The organism is Streptomyces sp. NPDC031670 (assembly GCF_055580545.1).
Window position 1 is genome coordinate 1 of record NZ_JBVILC010000010.1, and the last position, 25,409, is coordinate 25,409.

The 25,409-nt window shown below is 72.1% G+C and carries 24 protein-coding genes, 1 tRNA gene and 1 pseudogene; 16 read left to right on the top strand and 10 right to left on the bottom strand.

Features of this window, described 5'->3' with window-relative positions:
- The 4 genes from ACZ5ID_RS19780 to ACZ5ID_RS19795 form a co-directional block, all read right to left on the bottom strand.
- Nucleotides 1–188, bottom strand: a 188-nt coding sequence (locus ACZ5ID_RS19780) for a hypothetical protein (protein ID WP_468899470.1), incomplete at its 3' end; no start/stop codon positions are given.
- A 262-nt stretch (nt 189–450) separates the two neighbouring features.
- Nucleotides 451–1,110, bottom strand: a complete 660-nt coding sequence (locus ACZ5ID_RS19785) for a response regulator transcription factor (protein WP_468899972.1) — start codon at nt 1,108–1,110, stop codon at nt 451–453.
- 361 nt (nt 1,111–1,471) lie between these two features.
- Nucleotides 1,472–2,779 (bottom strand): sensor histidine kinase, encoded by a 1,308-nt coding sequence (locus ACZ5ID_RS19790; RefSeq protein WP_468899974.1) that lies wholly within the window; start codon nt 2,777–2,779, stop codon nt 1,472–1,474.
- Between the two features lie 333 nt (nt 2,780–3,112).
- Nucleotides 3,113–4,378, bottom strand: coding sequence for a sensor histidine kinase (locus ACZ5ID_RS19795; RefSeq protein ID WP_468899473.1), 1,266 nt, complete (start codon nt 4,376–4,378; stop codon nt 3,113–3,115).
- A gap of 337 nt (nt 4,379–4,715) precedes the next feature.
- On the opposite strand from ACZ5ID_RS19795, the gene ACZ5ID_RS19800 reads away from it, so the two are divergent.
- The 13 genes from ACZ5ID_RS19800 to ACZ5ID_RS19860 all read left to right on the top strand — a co-directional run bounded on the left by ACZ5ID_RS19800 (nt 4,716) and on the right by ACZ5ID_RS19860 (nt 17,061).
- Nucleotides 4,716–5,114: an NADH-quinone oxidoreductase subunit A gene (locus ACZ5ID_RS19800; protein ID WP_190092168.1), complete on the top strand. Its 399-nt coding sequence runs from the start codon at nt 4,716–4,718 to the stop codon at nt 5,112–5,114.
- Nucleotides 5,105–5,899, top strand: coding sequence for an NADH-quinone oxidoreductase subunit B (locus tag ACZ5ID_RS19805; RefSeq protein WP_468899476.1), 795 nt, complete (start codon nt 5,105–5,107; stop codon nt 5,897–5,899). Before ACZ5ID_RS19800 ends, ACZ5ID_RS19805 begins: the two co-directional genes overlap by 10 nt.
- Nucleotides 5,896–7,221: an NADH-quinone oxidoreductase subunit C gene (locus ACZ5ID_RS19810; protein WP_468899479.1), complete on the top strand. Its 1,326-nt coding sequence runs from the start codon at nt 5,896–5,898 to the stop codon at nt 7,219–7,221. The genes ACZ5ID_RS19805 and ACZ5ID_RS19810 overlap by 4 nt, the downstream gene beginning before the upstream one ends.
- A complete protein-coding gene (locus tag ACZ5ID_RS19815; protein ID WP_406557373.1) occupies nt 7,218–8,186 on the top strand; it encodes a complex I subunit 1/NuoH family protein in 969 nt (322 codons plus the stop codon). The genes ACZ5ID_RS19810 and ACZ5ID_RS19815 overlap by 4 nt, the downstream gene beginning before the upstream one ends.
- On the top strand, nt 8,186–8,866 hold the full coding sequence (locus tag ACZ5ID_RS19820; protein ID WP_468899482.1) for a NuoI/complex I 23 kDa subunit family protein: 681 nt from the start codon (nt 8,186–8,188) through the stop codon (nt 8,864–8,866). The genes ACZ5ID_RS19815 and ACZ5ID_RS19820 overlap by 1 nt, the downstream gene beginning before the upstream one ends.
- On the top strand, nt 8,863–9,462 hold the full coding sequence (locus tag ACZ5ID_RS19825; protein WP_468899486.1) for an NADH-quinone oxidoreductase subunit J family protein: 600 nt from the start codon (nt 8,863–8,865) through the stop codon (nt 9,460–9,462). Before ACZ5ID_RS19820 ends, ACZ5ID_RS19825 begins: the two co-directional genes overlap by 4 nt.
- Nucleotides 9,462–9,821 carry an NADH-quinone oxidoreductase subunit NuoK gene (gene nuoK / locus ACZ5ID_RS19830; RefSeq protein WP_406553961.1) on the top strand — a complete coding sequence of 120 codons (360 nt, stop codon included), beginning with the start codon at nt 9,462–9,464 and terminating at the stop codon, nt 9,819–9,821. Before ACZ5ID_RS19825 ends, nuoK begins: the two co-directional genes overlap by 1 nt.
- Nucleotides 9,818–11,818, top strand: coding sequence for an NADH-quinone oxidoreductase subunit 5 family protein (locus ACZ5ID_RS19835; RefSeq protein ID WP_468899489.1), 2,001 nt, complete (start codon nt 9,818–9,820; stop codon nt 11,816–11,818). Before nuoK ends, ACZ5ID_RS19835 begins: the two co-directional genes overlap by 4 nt.
- A 27-nt stretch (nt 11,819–11,845) precedes the next feature.
- Nucleotides 11,846–13,399, top strand: coding sequence for an NADH-quinone oxidoreductase subunit M (locus ACZ5ID_RS19840; protein ID WP_468899977.1), 1,554 nt, complete (start codon nt 11,846–11,848; stop codon nt 13,397–13,399).
- Nucleotides 13,396–15,042 (top strand): NADH-quinone oxidoreductase subunit N, encoded by a 1,647-nt coding sequence (locus ACZ5ID_RS19845; RefSeq protein ID WP_468899492.1) that lies wholly within the window; start codon nt 13,396–13,398, stop codon nt 15,040–15,042. Before ACZ5ID_RS19840 ends, ACZ5ID_RS19845 begins: the two co-directional genes overlap by 4 nt.
- 165 nt (nt 15,043–15,207) lie before the next feature.
- Nucleotides 15,208–15,663, top strand: a complete 456-nt coding sequence (locus ACZ5ID_RS19850; protein ID WP_468899495.1) for a large conductance mechanosensitive channel protein MscL — start codon at nt 15,208–15,210, stop codon at nt 15,661–15,663.
- 148 nt (nt 15,664–15,811) lie between these two features.
- On the top strand, nt 15,812–16,675 hold the full coding sequence (gene htpX, locus ACZ5ID_RS19855; protein WP_468899498.1) for a zinc metalloprotease HtpX: 864 nt from the start codon (nt 15,812–15,814) through the stop codon (nt 16,673–16,675).
- Nucleotides 16,672–17,061, top strand: a complete 390-nt coding sequence (locus ACZ5ID_RS19860) for a YccF domain-containing protein (protein ID WP_468899501.1) — start codon at nt 16,672–16,674, stop codon at nt 17,059–17,061. Before htpX ends, ACZ5ID_RS19860 begins: the two co-directional genes overlap by 4 nt.
- Nucleotides 17,062–17,403: 342 nt before the next feature.
- Here ACZ5ID_RS19860 and ACZ5ID_RS19865 read toward each other — a convergent pair whose 3' ends face one another.
- Nucleotides 17,404–18,633 (bottom strand): APC family permease, encoded by a 1,230-nt coding sequence (locus ACZ5ID_RS19865; protein WP_468899504.1) that lies wholly within the window; start codon nt 18,631–18,633, stop codon nt 17,404–17,406.
- Between the two features lie 142 nt (nt 18,634–18,775).
- Between ACZ5ID_RS19865 and ACZ5ID_RS19870 the strand changes: the two genes are divergently transcribed.
- Nucleotides 18,776–19,048, top strand: coding sequence for a GlsB/YeaQ/YmgE family stress response membrane protein (locus ACZ5ID_RS19870; RefSeq protein WP_468899506.1), 273 nt, complete (start codon nt 18,776–18,778; stop codon nt 19,046–19,048).
- Nucleotides 19,049–19,146: 98 nt separating this feature from the next.
- On the opposite strand, the gene ACZ5ID_RS19875 is transcribed toward ACZ5ID_RS19870, so the two are convergent.
- From ACZ5ID_RS19875 to ACZ5ID_RS19885, 3 genes and pseudogenes are all read right to left on the bottom strand, one after another.
- Nucleotides 19,147–19,812 (bottom strand): alpha-ketoglutarate-dependent dioxygenase AlkB family protein, encoded by a 666-nt coding sequence (locus ACZ5ID_RS19875; protein WP_468899509.1) that lies wholly within the window; start codon nt 19,810–19,812, stop codon nt 19,147–19,149.
- Between the two features lie 95 nt (nt 19,813–19,907).
- A pseudogene (locus ACZ5ID_RS19880) lies at nt 19,908–20,405 on the bottom strand (methylated-DNA--[protein]-cysteine S-methyltransferase); the annotation flags it as partial.
- Nucleotides 20,406–20,520: 115 nt separating this feature from the next.
- Entirely contained in the window at nt 20,521–21,009 is a 489-nt protein-coding gene (locus ACZ5ID_RS19885; protein ID WP_406553970.1) for a YajQ family cyclic di-GMP-binding protein, read from the bottom strand.
- A 193-nt stretch (nt 21,010–21,202) separates the two neighbouring features.
- Here ACZ5ID_RS19885 and ACZ5ID_RS19890 point away from each other — a divergent pair.
- Both ACZ5ID_RS19890 and ACZ5ID_RS19895 read left to right on the top strand, forming a co-directional pair.
- Nucleotides 21,203–21,284, top strand: a tRNA-Tyr gene (locus ACZ5ID_RS19890).
- A 769-nt stretch (nt 21,285–22,053) separates the two neighbouring features.
- Nucleotides 22,054–22,959 (top strand): hypothetical protein, encoded by a 906-nt coding sequence (locus ACZ5ID_RS19895; RefSeq protein ID WP_468899512.1) that lies wholly within the window; start codon nt 22,054–22,056, stop codon nt 22,957–22,959.
- Nucleotides 22,960–23,083: 124 nt separating this feature from the next.
- Here ACZ5ID_RS19895 and ACZ5ID_RS19900 read toward each other — a convergent pair whose 3' ends face one another.
- Together ACZ5ID_RS19900 and ACZ5ID_RS19905 are read right to left on the bottom strand one after the other, a co-directional pair.
- Nucleotides 23,084–23,740, bottom strand: coding sequence for an SDR family oxidoreductase (locus tag ACZ5ID_RS19900; protein ID WP_358836033.1), 657 nt, complete (start codon nt 23,738–23,740; stop codon nt 23,084–23,086).
- 150 nt (nt 23,741–23,890) lie between these two features.
- Nucleotides 23,891–25,156 carry an amidohydrolase family protein gene (locus ACZ5ID_RS19905; RefSeq protein ID WP_468899515.1) on the bottom strand — a complete coding sequence of 422 codons (1,266 nt, stop codon included), beginning with the start codon at nt 25,154–25,156 and terminating at the stop codon, nt 23,891–23,893.
- Nucleotides 25,157–25,409 lie beyond the last annotated feature (253 nt).

Here is a 25,409-nt window from a genome sequence, read left to right on the forward strand (position 1 = left end):
GAGGCAGTCTCCGACGTGAACCGGTCACCCGTGAGCTGCATACCATCACCCGAATCACCCGCAAAACGAATGACCACCCGATCCAGGCGCTTGACCTCTTTGCGGCCCACGGGTTTGCGCTGCTCGCCGACGACGGCCTCTTCGGCCCCGTCCGCCTGCTCGGCTGACGTACTGACCTGGCTGGTCACTGAACTGGACCTCCCTGGGACGGGCTGCTCGGGCGCGCCCGGAGAACCGGTCGCTCCAAAGTCCACCCTACGTCGGTAAGGGTCGCCTTCCCTGGATGCAGCGCATCCTGGTACGCCCTTGTGAGATGGTCCAATGCCCCGGTTTGTCATATTTCAGTCGCCCCCCGGCTCCGTCTGCTGAGACGCCCCTCGCTCGTTCTTCTGTTGTAGGCCCCCGTCACCCCGCCCGCCCCGCCCATTTGGCTGACAGGGTGTCAGGTGTTCAGGAATTGAGATAGGTCAGCACCGCGAGTACCCGGCGGTGGTCGCCGTCACTGGGGGAGAGGCCCAGCTTCAGGAAAATGTTGCTCACGTGCTTCTCGACCGCGCCGTCGCTCACGACCAGCTGTTTCGCGATCGCGTTGTTCGTACGCCCCTCGGCCATCAGGCCGAGGACCTCGCGCTCGCGGGGCGTGAGCCCGGCCAGGACGTCCTGCTTGCGGCTGCGGCCGAGCAGCTGGGCCACCACCTCGGGGTCGAGGGCGGTACCGCCCCGGGCGACCCTGACGACGGCGTCCACGAACTCCCGGACCTCGGCGACGCGGTCCTTGAGCAGATAGCCGACGCCCCGGCTGGAACCGGCCAGCAGTTCGGTGGCGTACTGCTCCTCCACGTACTGCGACAGCACCAGCACCCCGATGTCGGGGTAGAGCTTGCGCAGCAGCACCGCGGCGCGTACGCCCTCGTCGGTGTGGGTCGGCGGCATCCGTACGTCCGCGACGACCACGTCCGGCAGCGCCCCCTGGTCGGCGAGCTCGCCGACGGTCTTGACCAGCGCGTCTGCGTCGCCGACCCCGGCGACGACATCGTGCCCCCGGTCGGTCAGCAGGCGGGTCAGTCCCTCCCGAAGCAGTACCGAATCCTCGGCGATGACGACCCGCACTCTGTCCTCCACGATCTGCAGCCCCCCGGCTAGGTTGTGCTCGCTCGCGCCCGCCGGCCGGCGGTGCGCACGTCCAGCATCCCAGCATCCGGATCGGACCGGGGGGAATCCGGGGGCGGGACGGTGCGCGCCCCCGGATGGCCGGGGGCGCGGTAGGGGATGGGATTCTCGGGCTGCGGCGGCCCCCACAGGGGCGCGGGGAACCGCGCGACCGGCTCACCACCGGCCCGCAGACGGACGCGGAGCGAAAAGCGCGAGGCGCCCACGGATGGGGCCCGGGGGCGCAGCCCCGCCCGGGGGCGCGGGGGCGCCGCCCCCGGAAAACCGCCCCCACCCCCGGCCCCGGAGGGGCCACCACGGGCTACGCCCGCCACGGCAGCTCCGCCGTCACCGCCGTAGGCCCGCCCCGCGGCGAATCCACCACCAGAATCCCGTCCACCGCGTCCAACCGCTCCGCCAGCCCCGCGAGCCCGGACCCGCCGGCCACCGACGCCCCGCCCCGCCCGTTGTCCGTGACCTGCACCATCAGCCGGTCCTGGGCGAGCCACACATCGACACCCGCCCGGCTCGCCCCACTGTGCTTGCTCACGTTCTGGAGCAGCTCGGAGACCGTGAAGTACGCGATCCCCTCGATCGCCGGTACGGGCCGCCCCGGCAGATCCACCTCGACCTGCACCGGCACCGTGCACCGGGAGGCGACCGAGGACAGGGCGGCGTCCAGGCCACGGTCGGTCAGGACCGCCGGGTGGATGCCCCGCGCCAGGTCGCGCAGCTCCTGGAGCGCGACCTTCACCTCACCGTGCGCCGAGTCCACCATCCGCGCCGCCGCCCGCGGGTCCTCGGTCAGCTTCTCCTTCGCCAGCCCGAGATCCATCGCCAGGGCGACCAGCCGCGCCTGCGCCCCGTCGTGCAGATCCCGCTCGATGCGCCGCAGGTCCGCCGCCGAGGTGTCCACCACCACACCCCGGTCGGACTCCAGCTCCACCACCCGCTCCTCCAGCCGCGACGGCCCGAGCAGCCCGAAGAGCAGGCCCCGGTCCACGTACGCGAAGCCCCGGATGATCCACGGCACGGTCAGGGTGAGGACCAGCCCGACCAGCACGGTCAGGGTGAGCTCGAACGGCGAGTCCAGGTAGAAGTCGTGCGTACCGTCGCCGTACAGCTGGATGCCGTCCTGTCCGACGTACGTCGGGAACACCCACTGCCACAGCGGGTACGTCACCAGCGCCCACCCGTTCACCCACAGGGTCAGCGAGACGACGAAGGCGAAGACCGCCCAGGGGAAGTGCAGCACCGAGTACAGCAGGTGGCGCCAGGACACCCCGCTCTTGAGGACCGTCCCGACCCACGCCATCCCGCTCTTCGCCCGTACGGGCTGCGGTGCGGGCACCTCCACGCCGAGCAGCATCCGCGCCCGGCTCCGCTCCATGGCACCGAAGGCCCGGCAGACGATCAGCCCGACCGCGAGCAGCGGGATGCCGAGGAACGTCACCAGCAGCCCGGCGCTCAGCGAGAGCATCACGATGCCCCAGGTGAACATGACGATGCTGATCGGCAGGCTGAGCAGCAGATAGCCGAACTCACGGAACGTCCGGGCCTCCAGCGGCGCGCGCAGCGCCGGCGGAAGGAAGTGCTGCCGTGCAGGCCGCCGCCCGTACTCCGTCTCCATGACCATCGGTCCATCCGTTCCGTCTCACCGCTGTACGCGGTTTCCCTGGTGGCACGCGTTGCGTGTGTCGTGGGGCCGCGTTCTCGTTGGTACGAGTCTGCTGGCCACGGCCGCGGGGGACCATGGAGCGGGTCACCGTCTCCGACGGGGGGTTTTCCCTACCCCGGCTCACGGCCACGCGCGCGTGCCCCACGAGTCCGCAGACGAAAACCGGCGCCCGGACCTCCGGACGCCGGCTCCCGCACGGCTACTGCTCGGGCCCCGGCCCCGCACTCCTCCACTCCTTGGGCCCCGGCCCCGCTCCTCCACTCCTTGGGCCCCGGCCCCGCTCCTCTACTCCTTGGGCCCCCGGGCCCGCCACGGCAGCTCCGCCGTGACGATCGTCGGCCCGCCGGCGGGGGAGTCGAGGACGAACAGCCCGTCCACCGCGCCCAGCCGCTCGGCCAGCCCCGCCATGCCCGTACCGCCGTCGAGCCGCGCGCCCCCGCGCCCGTCGTCCTCGACCTGGATGAGGAGCCGGTCGCCCGACCGCCACACCTCCACCGAGGCCGTGCGCGCGCCGCTGTGCTTGCTGACGTTCTGGAGCAGCTCGGAGACCGTGAAGTACGCGATGCCCTCGATCGCCGCCGCGGGCCGCTCCCGTACGTCCACGGTCACCCGCACCGGCACGGTGCACCGGGAGGCGACCGAGGACAGGGCGGCGTCCAGGCCGCGGTCAGTGAGGACCGCGGGGTGGATGCCCCGGGCCAGGTCGCGCAGCTCCTGGAGGGCGAGCTTGACCTCGCCGTGCGCCTCGTCGACCATCGCCGCCACCGTCTCGTCGGCCTGGCCCTCCAGGAGCTTCTCCTTGGCGAGGCCGAGCCCCATGGCGAGGGCCACCAGCCGGGCCTGGGCGCCGTCGTGCAGATCGCGTTCGATGCGGCGCAGATCCGCCGCCGCCGTGTCCACGACGACTCCGCGGTCCGACTCCAGTTCGGCGATCCGCTTCTCCAGCTCGTCCGAGGGCGACAGCAGCCCCCGCACCATCACCCGGTCGGCGTTGGTGAGCACCCGGGCGACGAACCCGAGGACCGGCCACGCCACGAACAGGCTGACCGTCGTCACGGCGAAGGTCAGCACGCCCCAGGGCAGCCGGATGAACTCGTACAGCACGTTCCGCCAGCCCACCGGGTCCTTCAGGCTCGTCCACAGCCAGCGCATGGCCCCGCCGCGCGCCCCCCGACGCAGCGCCCGCCCCGGGATCGGTGTGGGTTCCTCGATCCGTACGCCGAGCAGCGCGCGCGCCCGCACGCGTTCCAGCTTGCCCAGCTGGCGCGCGCCGACCAGACCGACCGCGAGCAGCGGCAGGCCGATCACGGTGATCGAGAGCCCGGCGCCGGTGAAGACCAGCACGACCACGTAGACGAAGCCGATGAGCGCCATCGGCAGATTGGTGAGGAGATGCGCGATCTCCTTCCACGTCTGCCGGTCGTAGGCGAACCGCGCGGGCGGAAGCCTCTCGTCCTCGTACGGCTCGTGGCGCGGCTCGTCGTACCGCTCGTCGTACCGCTCGTGCTGCGGCTCGTTGTGGGGCTTGCCGTACTGGAAGGTGCTGGTCATGAAGCAAGCCTGCCGGGCGGGGCGGCCGGGCGCCATGGGGTCCGTACGCCGGTTCTGCCGGGGGAAAACCCCACCCCCGGCGCTGTGGGGGCGGTGGCGGCCTCCCCGATCGTCTTCCCGATCGCCTTCCGGGTCTTCCGACGTCTTCCAGGCGCCTTCCGACGTCTTCTGACGTCTTCCGGACAGGGGGGAGGCGCGCTTTTGGACGCCGCCGCCCGCGCATCAGGTGTGCAACCTGCGTGAGACACCTGCTTACGCCGTCCTTAGCAGGGCCTAGACTCCCGTGCGTACAGATCGTCGAACAGACTGCAACGAGGTCAGGGAGCGAGGGGCGGACGTGCCGGAACCGACCGTACGCCAGCTGTCCGCGGACTACTTCCACAGCTATTCGGTCGTCGGACTGCTCGCCGTCGTCGGCGTGCTCTTCGTCGCGGTGGCCTTCGGGGCCGGACGTCTGCTGCGGCCGGTGGTCCCGACGCCGGAGAAGCTGCTCACATACGAATGCGGAGTGGACCCCGTCGGCGAGGGCTGGGCGCACACCCAAGTGCGCTACTACGTCTATGCCTTCCTGTACGTGATCTTCGCCGTCGACTCGATCTTCCTCTTCCCGTGGGCGACGGTCTTCGCCGCCCCCGGGTTCGGCGCGGCCACGCTGGTCGAGATGTTCATCTTCCTCGGCTTCCTGGCCGTGGGACTGCTCTACGCATGGAAGAAGGGCGTCCTCGAATGGACGTGACGACTCCGGACCCCCGGTTCCTGCCCACGCCGACCGTGGCCGAGAACGGCGCCCCGGTGCCCGTGGCGGCGCCCGCCGGGGCGTCGGCCGTGCGGGGCCAGCGTCTGGGCGTGCTCTCCCGCCTGGCACCCGAGCCGATGAAGGTGGTCCTCAACTGGGGCCGCCGTTACAGCCTCTGGGTGTTCAACTTCGGACTCGCCTGCTGCGCCATCGAGTTCATCGCGGCCTCGATGGCCCGCCACGACTTCATCCGGCTCGGCGTGATCCCCTTCGCGCCGGGCCCGCGCCAGGCCGACCTCATGATCGTCTCCGGCACGGTGACGGACAAGATGGCCCCCGCGGTGAAGCGGCTGTACGAGCAGATGCCCGAGCCGAAGTACGTGATCTCCTTCGGCGCCTGCTCCAACTGCGGCGGCCCGTACTGGGACTCGTACTCGGTGACGAAGGGCGTCGACCAGATCATCCCGGTCGACGTGTACGTCCCCGGCTGCCCGCCGCGTCCCGAGGCGCTCCTCCAGGGCATCCTCAAGCTCCAGGAGAAGATCGCCCGCGAGTCCCTGAGCGAGCGCTACGCCACGCAGGCGTCCCCGGCCCAGCTGACCAGCGGGCTGGTGAGGGCGCCGGAGGCTCCTGGGACTCCGGAGGCTTCTGGGACTCCGGAGGCTTCGGGGACTCGGGGTGCGGCAGGGCCGGGTTCCACCGGCGAGGCTGCCGGGACTGCCGGGGCCGGTGGGGCCGGTGGGGCTTCCGAGGGTGACACGCCGGAGCCGGGGGCCGCGCAGTGACCACCACCGCGTACGACCGTCTGCCCGACGCCGTCACGGAGATCTTCGGCGAGGACGCCACCGCCGAGGAGGCGTACGGCCTGCTCACCGTGGACGTCCCCGCCGACTCCTGGACCGCCGCGCTGGAGACCGCCCGCACCACGCTGGGCTGCACGTACTTCGACTGGCTCAGCGCCGTCGACGAGCCCGGCACCGGCTTCCGCGTCTGCGCGCACGTGGTCTCCCTCGCGGACCGCCGGGTACGCCGCCTCCTCGTCCGTACGACCGTGCCGCACACCGCCCCCGTCCTGGCCTCGGCCGTGAACGTGTACGCGGGCGCCGCCTGGCACGAGCGCGAGACCCACGAGATGTTCGGCGTCGTCTTCGAGGGCCACCCCAACCTGGTCCCCCTCCTCCTCCCCGAGGGCTTCGAGGGCCACCCCCTGCGCAAGGACTTCGTCCTCGCGGCGCGGGTCGCCAAGGCGTGGCCGGGTGCGAAGGAGCCGGGCGAGTCGGAGCACGGCGGCCCCAAGCGCCGCCAGATGCTGCCGCCGGGCGTCCCCGACCCGAACGAGTGGGGCCCCCTGAAGGGCCAGCTCCCGCCCGCCCCGGCCCGCACCCCGCGCGCCGCCGGCGACCGCCCGGTCCGCCGCACCCGTACGGTCACGGAGGGCTCCGCGTCCCAGGCCCCCGCCCCCGCGACGGCCGAGGGCGCGGCTCCGCCCCCGCGCCGCGCCCGCAGCGCGTCCCAGGGCTCGGCGTCGCAGACACCCCCGGCGACGGAGGCCCCGGAGACGGGCGCCCCGGCCCCGGAGGCCCCGGCCACACGCCCGCGCCGCGCCCGCAGCGCGTCCCAGGGCTCGGCGTCGCAGACGCCCCCGGCGACGGAGGCCCCGGAGGCGGGCGCCCCGGCCCCGGAGACCCCGGCCGCACGCCCCCGCCGTACGGGCAGCGCGTCCCAGGGCTCGGCCTCGCAGGCCCAGCCCTCCGCCCGCCCCGAGGGCACCTCCCCGCCGCGCACCCGCAGCACGGACGCGCCGTGGAACAACCCACGCCCAGCGTTCGACGACACGCCGAAGACCCCGGCCGCGTCCGGGCCCGTGGCGGCGCCGGAGACCCCGGCGGCGCCGGAGTCCGTGGCGGCGCCGAAGACCTCGGCCGCGCCCGAGACCCCGGCCAAGCCAGAGCGCACAGCCCCGACACCCCCGGCCGAGCCGAAGCCGAAGCCGGAGCCGCAGCCGCAGCCCCGCCCTGAACCGGAACCCGGTCCCGAACCGGAGCCCGGCCCCGACACCGACCCGGACACCGACCCCGACACCCCCGCCGGAGGCGAACCCGCGTGAACGACGCACTCGACGTCGCCCTCCGGCTCCTCGTCGTCTTCGCCGTGTTCCTCGTCCTGCCCCTCGTCATCGGGCAGACCGAGCACAAGGTCATGGCCCATATGCAGGGCCGCCTCGGCCCGATGTACGCCGGCGGCTTCCACGGCTGGGCCCAGCTCGTCGCGGACGGCGTGAAGTTCGCGCAGAAGGAGGACGTGGTCCCGGCCGACGCCGACCGCCGCGTCTTCCAGCTCGCCCCCGCCGTCGCCCTGCTCCCGTACCTCCTCGTCCTGGTCGCGATCCCCATCGGCCCGGGCGAGGGCGCCGTCGGCCAGGTGGTCGACGCGGGCATCTTCTTCGTCCTCGCCGTCATGGGCGTCGGCGTACTCGGCTCGCTGATGGCCGGCTGGGCCTCGGCGAACAAGTTCTCCCTCCTCGGCGGACTGCGCACCGCCGCCCAGCTCCTCGCGTACGAGCTGCCGATGCTGCTCGCCGCCGCCTCCGTGGCGATGGCGGCCGGCACCGTCTCCCTCCCCGGCATCCTCAACGCCTTCGAGTGGTGGTGGCTGCCCTGGCAGATCGTCGGCGCCCTGGTCTTCTTCACCGCCGGCCTCGCCGAACTCCAGCGCCCGCCCTTCGACATGCCCGTCGCCGACTCCGAGATCATCTTCGGCGCGTACACCGAGTACACGGGGCTGCGCTTCGCCCTCTTCCTCCTCGCCGAGTACGCCGGGATCGTCGTCCTGTGCGGCCTCACCACCGTCCTGTTCCTGGGCGGCTGGCACGGCCCCTTCGGCGCGGACGGGCTCGGCTGGGTGTGGACGCTCCTCAAGACCGCGCTCCTCGCCTTCGTCGTCATCTGGCTCCGCGTCAGCTATCCCCGGCTCCGCGAGGACCAGCTCCAGAAGCTGGCCTGGACCACGCTCATCCCGCTCGCTCTCGCGCAGATCGCGCTCACCGGCATCGTGAAGGTGGCGATCAACTGATGGCTGCGCCGCTCCCGCCCGCCCGGCCCCGTATCCCGGGTTCCGGCCTGGCCAAGGGCCTCGCCGTGACCCTCCGCACGATGACCAGGAAAACGGTCACCGCGCAGTACCCGGACGCCCAGCCCGAACTCCCACCCCGCAGCCGCGGAGTGATCGGCCTGTTCGAGGAGAACTGCACGGTCTGCATGCTCTGCGCCCGTGAGTGCCCCGACTGGTGCATCTACATCGACTCCCACAAGGAGACGATCCCGGCCGCCGCTCCCGGAGGCCGCGAGCGCAGCCGCAACGTCCTCGACCGCTTCGCCATCGACTTCTCCCTCTGCATGTACTGCGGTATCTGCATCGAGGTGTGTCCTTTCGACGCGCTGTTCTGGTCGCCCGAGTTCGAGTACGCGGAGACGGACATCCACGAACTCACCCACGAGCGCGACAAGCTCCGCGACTGGATGTGGACCGTCCCGGCCCCGCCCGCCCTCGACCCGGCGGCGGAGGAGCCCAAGGAGATCGCGGCGGCCCGCAAGGCGGCCGAGAAGCTCGCGGCGGCGGAGGCAGCCCAGGCCGCGGAAGCGGCGGAGGCAGCACAGGCCGCGGCAGCCGCCGAGGCCACCCCGGGCACGCCCGGCACCCCTGCCACGCCCGGCACCCCGGCCACCCCCGACGCCGAGGAGGGCCCGGCATGATGCTCCTCGCCAGCGGTCACCACCCGGTGCACCACAGCTTCCTCTCCCCGACCGGCGTCGAGATCGCCTTCCTCCTCGTCGGCCTGGTCACCTTCGGCGCCGCCATCCTCACGGTCACGACCAAGCAGCTGGTGCACGCCGCCCTCTGGCTGGTCGTCGCCCTCGGTGGCATCGCCGTCGAGTACCTCCTGCTCACCGCGGAGTTCATCGCCTGGGTGCAGGTACTGATCTACGTCGGTTCCGTCGTCGTCCTCCTTCTGTTCGGACTGATGCTCACCAGGGCGCCGATCGGCCGCTCCCCGGACGCCGACTCCGGCAACCGGTGGGCCGCCCTCCTCGTCGCCCTGGCCGCCGCCGGCTCCCTCCTCTGGGTCGTCGTGGACGCCTTCCGGACGACCTGGATCAACCTCGACGGCCCCGGCCAGGGCTCGACGAAGGTCTCCGGCTCGATCCTGTTCCGCCACTGGGTACTGCCGTTCGAAGCGCTCTCCGTCCTCCTCCTCGCCGCCCTGGTCGGCGCGATCGTCCTGTCCCGCAGGAACGGCGACGCGAGCGACGGCCCCGGGGGCGCCCCCAGAGACAAGGAGCAGCGCTGATGCACCTGATCTATCCGGCCGTGCTCGCGATCCTCCTGTTCTGCACCGGTGTGTACGGAGTGCTCGCGCGCCGCAACGCGATCCTCGTCCTGATGTCCGTCGAGCTGATGCTCAACGCCGTCAACCTCAACCTGGTCGCCTTCGACGTGTGGCTGCGCGACAGCCTCCACGCCGGACAGGCGCTGACCCTGTTCACCATCGCCATCGCCGCCGCCGAGATCGGCATCGGCCTGGCGATCGTCCTGGCGGTGTACCGCAACCGGGGCACCGCGGACATCGACAAGCTCCGCGACACCGCCGAGGGCTCGGGCCCCGACGACCCCGCCGCCCCGGCACAGAAGGCTGAGGCCGCCGCGTGACCACCACGACCCTCGCCGTCCTCGTCCCCCTCCTTCCGTTCCTGGGCGCGGGCGCCGGCCTCCTGCTCGGCCGCACCGCCCCCGGTTACGTACGCCCCCTGGCCGTGCTGCCCACGCTGGCCGCGTTCGTCCTCGCCGTCGTCGTCGCCGTGGACCAGGGCGGCGGCAAGTCGATCGACGCCTCCCGCCGGCTCACCCCGACCGGATCCGTCCCCATCGACCTCGCCCTGCACCTCGACGGCTTCGCCGTGCTGGTCGCCGTGCTGGTCGGCCTGGTGGCGACCTGCGTGCAGCTCTACTCGACCGGGTACCTGCGCGACGACCCGCGCTACCCCTCGTACGCCGCTCTCGTCTCCCTCTTCACCTCCGCGATGCTGCTCGTCGTCTACTCCGGCGACCTGATGGTGCTGCTGGTCGGCTGGGAGATCATGGGCATCTGCTCGTACTTCCTGGTCGGCCACTACTGGGAGACCCCCGAGGCCCGAGCCGCCTCACTGAAGGCCTTCCTGGTCACCAAGCTCGGTGACGTCCCCTTCCTGATCGGTCTGTTCGCACTGGCCACCGACGCCGGTACGTTCCGGATCACCGGGGTCGTCCAGGCCGCCCTCACCGGCGGGATCGACCACCCCACGCTGATCGCCCTGCTGCTCCTCGCCGGGGTGGCGGGCAAGTCCGCGCAGTTCCCGCTGCACACCTGGCTGCCCGACGCGATGGCGGGCCCGACTCCCGTCTCCGCGCTGATCCACGCCGCGACGATGGTCGCCGCCGGTGTCTACTTCGTGGCCCGGCTCCTCCCGGTCTTCGCCGCCTCGGCGGCGGCGCTGACCGTGCTCGCCGTGATGGCCGCGGTCACGATGGTCGGCTCGGCCCTGGCCGCCCTCGCCCAGGACGACATCAAGCGCGTCCTCGCCTACTCGACGATCGGCCAGCTCGGCTACATGTCCGGTGCCCTGGCCGTCGGCGACCGCGGTGCGGCCGTCTTCCACCTCCTGTCGCACGGCGCCTTCAAGGCGCTGCTGTTCCTCGCGGCCGGCGTGATCATCCACGCGGCCGGCACCAACTCGCTGTCCGCCATGTCCCGCATGGACGGCCTCGCCCAGCGCATCCCCGACGCGTACTGGACGATGACCGTCGCCCTGCTCGCGCTCTCCGCGATCCCTCCCTTCGCCGGCTTCTTCTCCAAGGAAGCCGTCCTGTCGGCCGCCGAGCACACCGCCGTCGGCGACAGCGCCATCGCCCCGCAGGGCGCCGGCTGGGTCGTGCTGATCGCCGGGCTGCTCACCGCCCTGCTGACCGCCGCGTACGCCACCCGCCTGTGGCTGATGGCCTTCCGCGGCAAGGGCGTCCCCGCCCCCGACCACGGCCGTCAGCCCCTCGCCATGAACGCCGTCCTGTGGGTGCTCGCGGTCCCCTCGCTCGCCTTCGGTCTGACCACCGGCTACCTCGACGACTGGTTCGACGGCCACGCGCTCACCCCGGCCCTGACGACCTCGGTGCTCTCGACCGGTGTCGCCCTGGTCGGCGGACTCGTCACCTACGCCACCTGGCGGCACACCAGCGCCCTGGCCGCGCGCACCCCGATCGGCGCGGTCGCCGCCCACCCGGAGGCGGACGGAGGCCTGGTCGAGGAGGAGGCCATCGCCAGCCACGAACCGGCCTACGGCGACATCGCCTCGGCGCAGGACCCGGCCGACCCGGGCCGGCTCCTGCTCGGCCCGCTGCACCGCCACGCGGTCACCGGCTTCCACCTGGACGCGGTCTACCGGACGCTGTTCGTCCGCCCCGTGCTCGCCGCCGCCTCCCTGGTCCGCTTCCTGGACCGCGAGGTCGTCGACACCTACGTACAGGGCGCGGGCGCCGTGCCGCGCTGGCTGGGCCGGGCCGTCCGCAAGGCCCAGACCGGCAATGTGCAGACCTACCTCAGCGCACTGCTCGCGGGCTCCGCCGTCCTGGCGCTCGTCGCCGTCGTCCTTGCCAACGCCAACGCCGGATCGTGAGCCGTGATTGATATCAGCGCGTCCGTGATGCAGTTCCTTCTCGCGTTCATCGTGGTCGGCCCGCTCGTCGGCGCGGTGGCGGCGCTGCTGCCCGCCCCGCCCGGACTGAAGGGGAAGTCGCCCGGCCAGGCCGTGCTCCGCCACGGCGTGACGGTCACCGGCGCGATCCTGCTCGCGACGATCGTCCTGGCGCTCGGCTTCGACCGCGACCACGCGTCGACGATGCAGGCCACCACGGACATCAAGTGGATTCCCACGCTGAACGTGCGCATCCACCTCGGCATCGACGGCATCTCGCTCCCCCTTCTCGTCCTGACCGCGCTGCTGACCTTCCTCTGCGCGCTGTACAGCTACTTCAAGATGCCCGCGGGCCCGTCCCCGCAGGCTTTCGTCGCTCTGCTGCTCGTGCTGGAGTCCGGCACCCTCGCCACCTTCGCCGTCCTCGACCTGCTGCTCTTCTTCCTGGCCTTCGAGATGGTCCTCATCCCGATGTACTTCCTGATCGCCCGCTGGGGCGGCGACCAACGGCAGCCGGCCGCCTGGAAGTTCATCCTCTACACCCTGCTCGGATCCGTGGTCATGCTGCTCGGCCTGCTGCTGATCGGGCTGAAGACCGGCACCTTCGACATGGTGGCACTCGCCACTGACAACGGCCGGGGGATGACCACATCGGTGCAGGTCATCGCCGTTTTGGCGATCGGGATCGGGCTCGCGGTGAAGACCCCGATGTGGCCGCTGCACAGCTGGCTGCCGGATGCGCACACGGCCGCGCCGACCGTCGGTTCGGTGCTCCTGGCCGGTGTGCTGCTGAAGATGGGTACGTACGGGTTCGTCCGGATCGTGCTTCCCATCGCCCCCGATGGAATGCACCGGTTCGCCCCGTATCTGGCCGCCTTCGCCGTCGCCGGGATCATCTACGGCTCGCTGGCCTGCCTCGCCCTGGCCAAGCGCGGGAACAAGGGCGACCTGAAGCGCCTCATCGCGTACTCCTCGGTCGGCCACATGGGCTTCGTGCTCCTCGGCATCGCGAGCATGACGCCCACCGGCGTCAACGGCGCCCTCTTCGCCAACATCGCCCACGGCCTCATCACCGGCCTGCTCTTCTTCCTCGTCGGCGCCCTGAAGGACCGGCACGGCACGGCCGACCTGGACACCCTCTCGGGTGCGACCGGCGCCGCGCTCTACGGCCGGGCCCCGCGTCTGGGCGGACTGCTGGCCTTCGCGGCGGTCGCCTCGCTCGGACTGCCGGGCCTCGCCGGGTTCTGGGGCGAGATGCTGGCCATGTTCGGCGCGTTCCACCCCGCCGACGGACTCAGCCGCCCCGCCTTCCTCACCTTCATGGCGATCGCGGCGTTCGGCACGCTGCTCACCGCCGCGTATCTGCTCGTCGTCGTCCGCCGTATCTGCATGGGAGCGCCGGAAGACCGCCAGGAGCTGCGGCTCGTGGACGTCCAGGGGTACGAAGCCGCCTCCTGGAGCCCGCTCGTCGCCCTCACCGTCCTCGCCGGCCTCTGGCCCGCGGTCCTCCTCGGCCTCACCGATCCGGCCGTCCACAAGCTCCTCGCAGGAGGCAAGTCGTGACCGTGGCCGCCGCAAGCGCCGCATCCGTCACCGGCGCCGCAAGCGTCGTCCAGTCCGTCGACTGGCTCGCGATCTCCCCGCCGGTGATCACCGCGTCCGCCGCGCTGATCGTGCTGGTCGCCGACCTCTTCCTGCCGCGGGAGCGCAAGCCGCTGCTCGGCGGCATCGCGATCGCCGGGCTCGGCGCCGCCCTGCTCCTCCTCATCCCGCTCCACAGGTCGCCGCGCTCGACCTTCTGCCTCACCGCCAGCCCCGAGGCGTGCAGCTACACCGTCGACCGCTTCACGCTGGTCATCCAGTTCCTGGTGCTCGGCGGCGCGCTGCTCACCGCGCTGCTGTCGATGACGGACCTCACCGAGAGCGGGGAGAAGCTGCCCGCCGGCGAGTTCTGGTTCCTGCTGCTCTCCTCGGCCGCCGGCGCGGCCCTGCTGCCCGCCTCGCGCGACCTGGCCACGCTGGTCGTCGCCCTGGAAGTCGCCTCGCTGCCGGCCTTCGCGCTCGTCGGCCTCAAGCGGGGCAACCGGTTGTCCTCGGAGTCGGCCCTCAAGTTCTTCCTCTCCTCGGTGACCGCGACCGCGGTGATGCTGCTCGGCGTCAGCTTCGTGTACGCGGCGACCGGCACCCTGCACCTCACCCAGCTCGCCGACCGCCTGGCCGATGTGCCCTACCAGCTGGACACCGTCGCCCAGACCGGCGTCGTGCTCACCCTGGTGGGCTTCGCCTTCAAGACGGCCGCCGTCCCCTTCCACTTCTGGGTCCCCGACACCTACGTGGGGGCGCCCCTGCCGGTCGCCGCGTACCTCTCGGTCGTCGGCAAGGCCGTGGGTTTCTCCGGCCTCATCCTGGTGGCCGTCATCGCCTTCCCGGCGTACGCGGACGTGTGGGGTCCGGCGCTCGCCGTCGTCGCCGCGCTGACCATGACCGTCGGCAACGTGGGCGCGCTGCGGCAGTCGGCCACGCGCGCGTACAGCGCGATCCGGCTGCTCGCCTGGTCCTCCGTCGGCCAGGCCGGCTATCTGCTGGTGCCGATCGCCGCCGCGGGCTACTCCAGTGACGCCCAGGTGGGCGCGACCGTGGCGTACGCCCTGATGTACGCGGTGGTGAATTTCGGAGCCTTCGCGGTGGCCGCGCTGGTCGCCCGTACCCGGCCGCTGAACCGTATCGCCGACTACCGCGGTCTGTACGCCGAGCGTCCCTTCGCGGCGCTCGCGCTCGGCTTCTTCCTGCTCTGCCTGGCGGGCCTGCCGCCGGGCATCATCGGCCTGTTCGCCAAGGTGACGGTCTTCTCGGCGGCGGTCGACGCGGGCCTGGGCTGGCTGGCGGTCGTCATGGCGCTCAACGTCGTGATCGCCCTGTACTACTACCTGCGGTGGACCGCCGTACTGTTCCGCGCGCCGGAGGAGGCCGAGGCCTCTCCCAAGAAGGCCGAGGCCGTGGTGGCGGCCACCGCGGTGACCGGGGCGGCCGGAGGCGAACCGGCCGGAGCGGCGGGTTCCGGCGCTGGTGCCGCGGGAGTGACCGTGGCACGTCCCCGTGTCCCGGTCCCCATCGCCGCCGCCATCGCGCTCACCGCGCTCATCGGCGTCGGCCTCTCGGGCATGCCCCAGGTGGCCCTGCACTTCGCGTCCATCAGCCTCTTCTGAGCGGTCGGCCGCCTGCCCGTCCGCCCTTCACGGCCCCCGGTTCGCGCAGCGGGTTTGAACTTGGGGGCCCGGACAGGGCAGTGTCATACGCGCGTACGCGTGCGCACGCGTGCCCGTACGGCGGAAGGCCGGCCGGGCAGCCGTAGACGAGTAGGAGCCAGAGCAGTGCTGAGCGGGTTCAAGGACTTCATCCTTCGCGGGAACATCGTGACGATGGCCGTCGGTCTGGCCGTCGGCTCGGCGTTCACCGCCGTCGTCACCGGCTTCAGCACCGCCTTCATCACCCCGCTCATCGGCCTCGCCACCCGGTCGACGGGTGACTTCACCGCCGCGAGGTTCAAGGTCGAGGGCGTCGACTTCCCCTACGGGAAGTTCATCAGCGCGGCCATCGCCTTCCTGATCACCGCCGCGGTGCTCTACTTCCTCGTCGTCGTCCCGATGATGAAGGTGCAGGCACGGTTCGACCGCGACAAGCCCGTCGACATCAAGGCCGCCATGCGCGACTGCCCCCGCTGCTACAGCCAGATCCCGGGCATCGCCTCCCGCTGCTCGCACTGCACCAGCGAGCTGGAGCCCGACCCGAAGGCGCTGGAGCTGGCCGGATTGCCCGGGCCGCGCTGATCCACCCGGACGGAGTACGGCGCCCTGGGGCGAGCACAAGGGAACCAGCGGTCCTCGTCTGGCGTTGACCAGTACGGGAGCGTCCACTGGAAAGTGGAAGGACCATCAGGCAAAGGGTTCCCCTGCCGCACCACTTGGAGGGCGTACCGTGCACCGCCGGCACAACGGACTGAGGACCGCCGTCCTTCTCGGAGGACTGTCCGCGCTCCTCATCGTCATCGGCAGTTTCTTCGGGCGTACGGGGCTGGTCGTCGCGCTGCTCGTGGCGCTGGGCACCAACGCCTACGCGTACTGGAACAGCGACAAGATGGCCCTGCGGGCCATGCGCGCCCGCCCGGTCAGCGAGTTCGAGGCTCCCGAGCTGTACCGGATGGTCCGTGAGCTCTCGACGGCCGCGCGTCAGCCGATGCCGCGCCTGTACATCTCGCCGACCCAGGCGCCCAACGCCTTCGCGACCGGCCGCAACCCGCGCAACGCGGCGGTGTGCTGCACGGAGGGGATCCTCCAGATCCTCGACGAGCGCGAGCTGCGCGGAGTGATCGGCCATGAGCTCAGCCATGTGTACAACCGGGACATCCTGATCTCGTCGGTCGCCGGAGCCCTCGCCTCCGTGATCATGTTCCTGGTCAACTTCGCCTGGCTGATCCCGGTGGGCCGGTCCAACGACGACGACGGCCCGGGCATCTTCGGCATGCTGCTGATCATGATCCTGGGCCCGCTCGCGGCGTCCGTCATCCAGCTGGCGATCAGCCGCTCGCGGGAGTACGAGGCGGACGCCTCCGGCGCCCAGCTGACCGGCGACCCGCTGGCCCTCGCCAGCGCCCTGCGCAAGCTCGACGCGGGCACGAAGCAGCTGCCGCTGCCGCCCGAGCCGCGTATCGAGACGGCGAGCCACATGATGATCGCCAACCCCTTCCGCCCGGGGCAGGGGGTCTCCAAGATGTTCTCGACACATCCGCCGATGGCGGAGCGCATCGCCCGACTCGAACAGATGGCAGGTCGCCGCCCGTGAAGACAATCCTGAACGTCATTTGGCTGGTCCTGTGCGGATTCTGGATGTTTCTGGGCTATCTGCTCGCAGGCGTCCTGCTGTGCGTCACGATCATCGGCATCCCGTTCGGCCTGGCGGCCTTCCGCATCGGCCTGTACGCGCTCTGGCCGTTCGGGTACACGGTCGTGGACCGGCGGGACGCGGGTGCCGCCTCCTGCATCGGCAATGTGCTCTGGCTGGTCCTGGCGGGCTGGTGGTTGGCGCTCGGCCATATCGTCACGGGCTTCGTGCTGTGCGTCACGATCATCGGAATCCCGCTGGGCATCGCGAACTTCAAGCTGATCCCGGTCTCGCTGCTCCCGCTGGGCAAGCAGATCGTGCCGACGGACCAGCCGTTCTACCGGTAGCCGTACCGGCGAAAAAAGTTATCCACAGGGAAAAGGGCAGGTCAGGCGGGCTCTGGCCCGATTGTCGGCGGCCTGGGCCACCATGGGGCCATGACCGAGAACGAGAAGGTGTCCCAGAGTTTCGCGGCCGGTCTCCACGGCCGAATATGAGGCGTGCGGCGCGGCTGCGCGGGGGACCGGGACCGGAGGCGTGGAGCCGCCGCGGCCCGGCGTGTGAGGAGCGGTTCGCGGGTGCCGACGCCGGCACCCGGGCCACCGCCCCGTCGCTCTGATCGGCCGGGCCCGCCGTCCAAGGGCCGTGCGGGCACCTCCGCCCGCCCCGGCCGACGACCGCACGCCGCCTCAGCGCAGCCGCGGGCGCGCCCGCACGGCGTAGGCGACCGCCCCCACTGCCAGCACCGCGCTTCCCGCCGCCACCGACGACGGCGGCAGCGCGAAGGCGAGCAGCAGGCAACCGGCCAGTCCGCAGGCCGCGAGCAGCCGCCCGCCGCGGCCCGGACCGAGCGTCCAGGCCGACGCGTTGGCGATCGCGTAATAGACGAGCACGCCGAACGACGAGAAGCCGATCGCCCCGCGCAGATCGGCCGTCGCCGCCAGCACCGCCACGACGGCGCCCACCGCGATCTCGGCCCGGTGCGGCACCTGGAACCGGGGGTGGACGGCGGCCAGTGTGCCCGGCAGATGACCGTCCCTGGCCATCGCGAGGACCGTGCGCGAGACACCCAGCACCAGCGCGAGCAGGGACCCCAGCGCGGCGACCGCCGCCCCGGCCCGCACCACCGGCACCAGCGCCGGCGCGCCCGCCGACCGCACCGCGTCGGCGAGGGGCGCCGTGGCCCGCCCCAGCCCGTCCGCGCCCAGGACCGAAAGGACAGCGACCGCGACGCAGACGTAGACGACCAGCGCGATGCCCAGCGCCAGGGGAACGGCGCGCGGGATCGTCCGGGCCGGATCACGCACCTCCTCACCGAGCGTGGCGATCCGGGCGTACCCGGCGAACGCGAAGAACAGCAGCCCCGCCGCCTGGAGCAGCCCCGCCCGGCCCCCGGACAGCCCGACGTCCGGATGCCCGGCTGCGGACGACCCCAGGCAGGTCGCCACCACCCCTGCGAGGACCGCGAGCACCAGAGCCACGATCGCCCGCGTCAGCCACGCCGACTTCTGCACGCCCCCGTAGTTGACGGCGGTCAGCGCCACGACGGCCCCGACCGCCACCCAGTGGGCCTGTCCCGGCCAGACATAGGCGCCCACGGTCAGCGCCATCGCCGCACACGAGGAGGTCTTGCCGACGACGAACCCCCAGCCCGCCAGATAGCCCCAGAACGGCCCCAGCCGCTCCCGCCCGTACACATAGGTGCCCCCCGAGGCGGGATAGCGGGCAGCGAGGCGTGCCGAGGCCATGGCGTTGCAGTACGCGACGGCCGCGGCCAGCGCCAGCGCGGCCAGCAGCCCGGTCCCGGCCGCGTGGGCGGCGGGAGCGAGGGCGGCGAAGATCCCGGCGCCGACCATCGAGCCGAGCCCGATGACCACGGCGTCGAAGACGCCGAGCGTGCGGCGCAGTTCCTGTGTCATGCGCCGCACCCTAGCCACCGGCGCAACCGCACTCGGTGGCGGTCGCGTCTTCCGGGACGACCCCACAGACATACGACCCCGCAGACACACGACATGGACGACCCCTCAAGGGGTCGGCACCGCACGAAGGCAGGTTCAGGACATGAGCATCGTCAGCTGGATCCTCCTCGGCCTGCTCGCCGGAGTCATCGCCAAGGTCCTCCTCCCCGGACGGGATCCGGGCGGTCTGATCGGCACGACGGTCATAGGGATAGCGGGGGCGTTCGTCGGCGGCTGGATCTCGGCACGCTGGCTGGACCGCCCCGTCGCCCACCACTTCTACGACGGTGCCACCTGGGCGGCGGCGATCGGCGGCTCACTCGTGCTGCTGATCGCCTACCGCATATTCTTCGGCAACTCGCGCGACCGCCACTGAGGCGGCCGGCCGTCGCCGGTCAGCCCCCGCCGGTCGGCACCGCTTCGGTCGCTCGGCCTTCGGCCCTGGGCCCTCGACCGGGAACCCTCCGGCGCCGGTCAGCCCTTCAGTCCGGTCTCACGGAGGGTCAGATTGAGCCGGCCGCCGGCCAGGCCGGTCGTCGCCGGGTCGCCCGTGCCGGGCAGGACCTTCGGGACGCCGTGGTAGGCGAAGCGCGAGGGGCCGCCGAAGACGAAGAGATCGCCCGAGGCCAGCTCGACATCGGTGTAGGGGCGGCCCCGGTCCTCGGTGTTGCCGAAGCGGAAGAGGCAGCTGTCGCCGATGCTGAGGGAGACCACGGGTGCGCCGGACCGCTCGTCCTTGTCCTGGTGCATCCCCATGCGCGCGTCGCCGTCGTAGAAGTTGATCAGCGCGGTGTCGGGGGAGTAGCCGTCCCCGGCGGCGGGGTCACCGTAGGCGTCGGCCACGGCGGCGCGCCCCAGTGCGGCGAGCCAGTCGGGGAAGGGGGCGACGGGGTGGCCGTTCACGTCGTCGGCGGTGCGGGTGTACCGGTAGGGCTGCCAGTGCCAGCCGACGCAGACGGTCTGCACGGACATGACACCCCCACCCGGCAGCGTGGTGTGCCGGATGGGGACGGGCCCCCGCGCCCACGCCCGGCAGGCGGCCACCAGCTCCCGCTGCCGTTCGGGCGGAAGCCACCCCGGTACGTGCACGGCGCCGGGGGCGACGACGGTACGGGGGCGGGGGAAAAGGGCGTCACTCATGGGGAGGTACCGGCGGAGGCCGGCTGCACAGCCCCCGACGCCACGGGCACTACCGGAGCCGCCGCCGGAGTTGCCGGAGCTGCCGAAACTCCTCCCAGGGCGCCCTCCAGCCCCAGCAGGTGCTCCTTGCGGTCCAGGCCGGCCGCGTACCCCTTCAGAGTGCCGTCGGAGCCGATGACACGGTGGCAGGGGCGTACGACCAGGGCGGGGTTGCGGCCGATGGCGGTGCCGACGGCGCGCACCATCACCGGGGAGGCGCCGATGCGGCGGGCGATCTCCCCGTACGAGGTGGTGGCCCCGTACGGAATGGAGTCCAGCTCCGCCCAGACCCGCCGCTGGAAGTCGGTGCCGGCGCCGGGGGCGTACTCGACGTCGAAGCGGGTGAGGTCACCGTCGAAGTAGGCCCGCAGCTGGCGGACGATCTCCGCGAAGGCCTCCGGCGCCCGCCGCCAGCCGTCCCGGACGACGGCGGCGCCCTTCTGGCCGGGCATGGAGAGCGAGACCAGCGCGGTCCCGCCCTTCGCGGTGGCGGACTCCTCGCCGACCAGAAGCAGTTCCCCCAGCGGGCTGTCGAGGGTCGCGTAGACCGTCATCGCACGTTCCTTTCCTCGCGTACGAGTCTTCGCGTACGAGTTCCTTGCGTACGAGATCGAGTCTGCGACCCCCGTCCGGCCCGCGCTGGCGGGAATCGGACAGTGCGTCCGAGGGTCAGCGGTAGTTCACGAACTGCAGCGCGAAGTCGAAGTCCTTGCCCTTGAGCAGTGCCTGAACGGCCTGGAGGTCGTCCCGGCTCTTGGAGGAGACCCGCAGCTCGTCGCCCTGCACCTGCGCCTTGACGCCCTTGGGGCCCTCGTCGCGGATGACCTTGGCGACCTTCTTGGCGTTGTCCTGGGAGATGCCTTCCTCGATGGAGGCGAAGATCTTGTACTCCTTGCCGGAGAGCTGCGGCTCACCGGCGTCCAGCGCCTTGAGCGAGATCCCGCGCTTGACCAGCTTGGTCTGGAAGACATCGAGGATGGCGTTGACGCGGTCCTCGGAGTTGGCCTCCATCAGGATCTTCTCGCCGGACCAAGAGATCGACGCGCCCACGTTCTTGAAGTCGTAGCGCTGCGAGATCTCCTTCGCCGCCTGGTTGAGGGCGTTGTCGACCTCCTGCCGCTCGACCTTCGAGACGATGTCGAAACTGGAGTCGGCCATGTCCTGTGGCTCCTTGTATCGGTGCGTGGGGGTACGGCCTGGCTGCCGAACCGCTGCCCCAAAGCCTAGCCACCCGCACCCGTGCGAAGCGCTGATCAACCGGGTGGCGGAGCACCCCCGGTCATCAGGTATCGTTTACGTCGTTGCCAGGGAGCACCGCCGAAAAGCGGCCATCCCGCCGGCGACATCCCATGGCGGTGTGCCCGAGTGGCCAATGGGAGCGGACTGTAAATCCGTCGGCTTAGCCTACCCAGGTTCGAATCCTGGCGCCGCCACGCGATGTGAGACCCCCGTTGAACTGCGGAAACGCAGAATCAACGGGGGTCTTCTCGTTGTCCGTGCGCGCGATCCTTCGATTGCCCCCGAGCTGCCCACCGTTGTGAGCTCCGCCGCACCGGCACCCGAACCGCAGCACCTGTCCCCGCACCGCAACACCCGTCCCCGCACCGCCCCCCACCCCGCCCCCACCCCCGCCCCGCCCGAGCTCCGCCTCTCGCGGACGACATTTCTGTGGGGGCGTTCGGGGCTTGTATTGGTGGAATGTGCCTTATGTGGCCATGGCGAAGGGTGGCGATTGGAGAGGTGAGTCCGGTGGCGGGCGTTCGCGTGATTCAGGAGCGGCAGACTTTCCTCCGACGTCGGGCTGTAACTGATACCTGACGTACCGTGCCGCGCAGGGCGCGTTGGGGATGGGGATAGGCCATCCGCACGCGGGCCGGCGTGGCGTGTGACGGCACCGCCACTACCGTGAGGAGGCGAGTGCACGTCGGTGACGTGCACGAATTCAGCCATGTTGAGTTCAGTCATCAAGGATGCCGGTGCCCACTACATAGCTGAGGTGATGTTCGCGGTCACCGCGGTCGCCGTCGGGGTGCTGCGGTCCACGTGGCGTCGCAGGCCCCGCCTGGTCCGGCAGACGGGAGGGCCCGCTGCCGAAGGTCTGCTCGAAGGGTCCCCGGACACCTCGGGCACCTCGCGACTGTGCGCGACCGAACACGACTCTGCGACGAACGCGTCGTCCGAAGGACGACAGGGGGAGTCGTCATGAAGACGACACGCGCCGCGCGTCGCGCGCAATATCCCGAAGCGGAGTACAACCGGGACCGGGCCTGGGGGCGGTTACTGGAATCCCCGGGCGGAGTGCGACGGCATTCCCGGCCCGGGAGTTCGGGATCCGAGCCCACCCTGCTGGAAGTCGCCCGCGCCTACGACCGGATCTGCCAGCGGGCCCGCGGAATCATTCAGCCCGATGTCGAGGAAACGGACATCCTCGCCACCCTCATGGTCATCCGTATGCTCCGGGACAAGCTGGAAAGCGATGAGCTCCGGCTGATCTCGCTGGCCCGTACCAAACGGATCACCTGGGAACGCATCGCCGACGCACTCGAACTGAGTGGCCGTCAGTCGGCGGAGCGCCGGCACCTCCAGCTGACGCGCGCCCAGCGTGCCGACGGCACGCTGCCCCGTACGCAGAACGAACGCGTCGAGTCCGTACGCGAGCAGCGCAGCCGGCGCGCCGAGCGGGACTGGGCCCTGCGCCACGGGGAGTTGATCCGGGGGCTGGCCGCCCGGCTCGCCGCCGTCGAGGGGCTTCAGGCGCGCGTCGACCGTTCCCACGAGGCCCGCATACTCAACGCGCTGGAGGGCTCCCGCGAGCGCGGGCCGCAGGACCAGGGAAAGCCCATGCGGCTCGTATGGCCGAAGGCGCTGCGGGACTGCCTCGCCGAGGACGAGCGCTTTCGCGCCGCCCCGCACAAGAGCGAGAAGCCGGCCGCCGATCCCGCCTGGGAGCGCCAGCAACAGGAAGCCGACATCCTGCACCGGCTGCTCGGCCTGATCAGTTATGCCACCAATCCCAGAAACCTCGACCTTTCCGATCTTCCGGAGCTGTTCCGGGAAATCGTCAAGGTCCACGGTGAGTACCAGCAGCAGACCAGGGTGCGCCGGTAGGCGCGGGCGCGCCCTGGAAAGGGCGACTGGAAAGGGCACGGGAGGGCAACGGCGGGCCCGCGCCTCCGGGCGTGGTACGTGGTGGGGAGGGGTGCGGCGGCACGGCGGAACCGGGTGGCGCGGGTCAGTTCCCCGCCACGTCCTTCACCGCCACCATCACCGGTACCGTCCCGCTGATCGCCTCCAGCGTCAGACCCGCCGTCGCCGGGGTGTCGATCAGTTCGGCCAGGAGCGCGGCCACGTCGTCCCGGGGGATCGGGCCTCGGCCCGTCGACGCGGCCAGGGTGATCAGACCCGTCCCGGCGTCGTTCGTCAGCATGCCGGGGCGCAGGATCGTCCAGTCCAGGCCGGGCCGGGCCCGTACCGCCTCGTCGGCCGAGCCCTTGGCCCGCAGATACGCGTCGAAGACCTCGTCGCCCTCGTGGCGCGGGTCCGCGCCCATCGACGAGACGACCAGGTAGCGGCGCACGCCCGCCCGCTCCGCCGCGTCGGCGAACAGGACCGCCGCCGCCCGGTCCACCGTCTCCTTGCGGGCCGCGTCGCTGCCCGGGCCCGCGCCCGCCGCGAAGACCGCGGCGTCCGCGCCCGCCAGGACGGCCGCGACCTCGTCGACGGACGCCGACTCCAGGTCGAGTACGACCGGCTCGGCGCCTGCCTGCCGCAGATCGTCCGCCTGTTCCGGCTTGCGGATGATGCCCGCGACCTCGTCCCCGCGCGCCGACAGCAGCCGTTCGAGCCGCAGCGCGATCTGACCATGACCTCCTGCGATGACAATGCGCATGTTCACGACCGTACGCCCGCGCGCCGCCCGGCGCGTCCCCGCACGCCCCTTCGGGGGGTCCGCCGGGAACCCGCCCCCGCCCGACGACCGCCGGCAGCGGCCCCCGCGCCCCGCACCACGCGTCCCGCGCCCCCACTCCGCCCCGCGCCCCTACCCGCCGTCCATCCGCGACTGCCGCGGCAGGTCCAGCGCCACCGCAGCCGCCGAGTCGCAGTACTCCCGTACCGCGCTCGTCCGGGCCACCACCCGGCCGCGGTGGATCACGATGCGGCTGTACGCCAGGGACAGCACGCCCGCGACGCGCTCGCCGCGTACGGCCAGGAGCTCCGCCGGGAAGCCCGCCTCCACGCGGACCTCGGCCAGCCCCATCGCCTCGCGGGCGGCCGTGCTCACCGCGCCGTAGGCGTCCTCGGGGCGCAGGCCCGCCTGGGAGGCGAGGAGGTAAGCGGCCTCCAACGGGTCGCCCCGGCCCACCGGGTTGGCCAGATCGCGCAGCGCGCCGCTGCCCGCCGCCACCGGGACCCCGGCCGCCCGCAGCAGCCGTACCGGGGGCATGCCCTGACGGGCCGTTCCCTGGCGTTCCGTCATGCCGCAGCCGCCCTGCGGCAGGCAGATGACCGCGACGCCCGCCGCCGCGAGCTGGTCCGCCGCCCGTCCGGCCGCCTCGTGGGGGAGCCGCGAAAGACCCGCGCAGGGGCCGATCGCCGCGCCCGGGCGCAGCCCGGCGGTCATCGCCGCGAGGCGGGCTAGGCGCGCCGGGTCGTCGCCGTCCGTGTGGAGGTCGACCGCGCAGCCGTGCTCGGCGGCGATCTCCAGGATCGCCTCGGTGTACCCGGCCGGGTCCGGGTCGAGGTCCGGGCAGCCGCCGACCACCGACGCGCCCATCTTCGCCGCGTCCCGCAGCATCGCGAGTCCGTCCGCGCCCGCGACGCCGGTCAGCAGCCGGGGCACCGCCACCACGTTCAGCTCCGTGAGCCCGCGCAGCGAGCGGCGGGCCTGGAGGACGGCCTCCAGCGGCCCCAGCCCCCGTACGTCGTCGATCCGCACATGCGAGCGCAGCGCCGTCGCGCCGTGGCCGAGCTGGAGCAGGGCGGCCTCGGTGGCGCGCCGCTGGACGTCCTCGGCGGCGTACGAGACCGGGCCCTCGGGGCCGAAGGCGGTCAGCGCCGTGTCGCTGTGCGCGTGCGGCTCGGCGGGCGCCGGGAGCAGCAGGAAGCCGTTCAGGTCGACCTTGGAGAAGTGCGCGGCGAGGCTGCCCGCGGTCCCGACGGCCTCGATACGGCCGCCGCCGAGCCGGACGTCCACGGTCCGGCCGTCGGCGAGCCGGGCGCCGGACAGCAGGAGCGTGGCGGCGGCCTCGGCGGGGCCGTCCCCGGCGCCGGACGAGTGGGCCGGCTGCTGCTGGCTGTCGGACATCGCGCTCCAGGTGGTCCTCGGGGCCCCGGCGGGCCTTCAGGGCAAGATCACGCAGCGTGAGCAGAGCCTAGGGGCGAGCTCCGCGCGCATCGAGGAGGAGCGCAATAGTCGTACCGGTGTGGCCACGAGTGGCGTACGGGACTCCTGGGGCGGGCCGTGCGGAGGAGGCGGACGAGCGCGTCCCACCGGCCTCCGGACCCCCACGGGCCCCCGGGGGAGCCGCCCGGCGAGGGCCCTCCGACGGCTCCGTGAC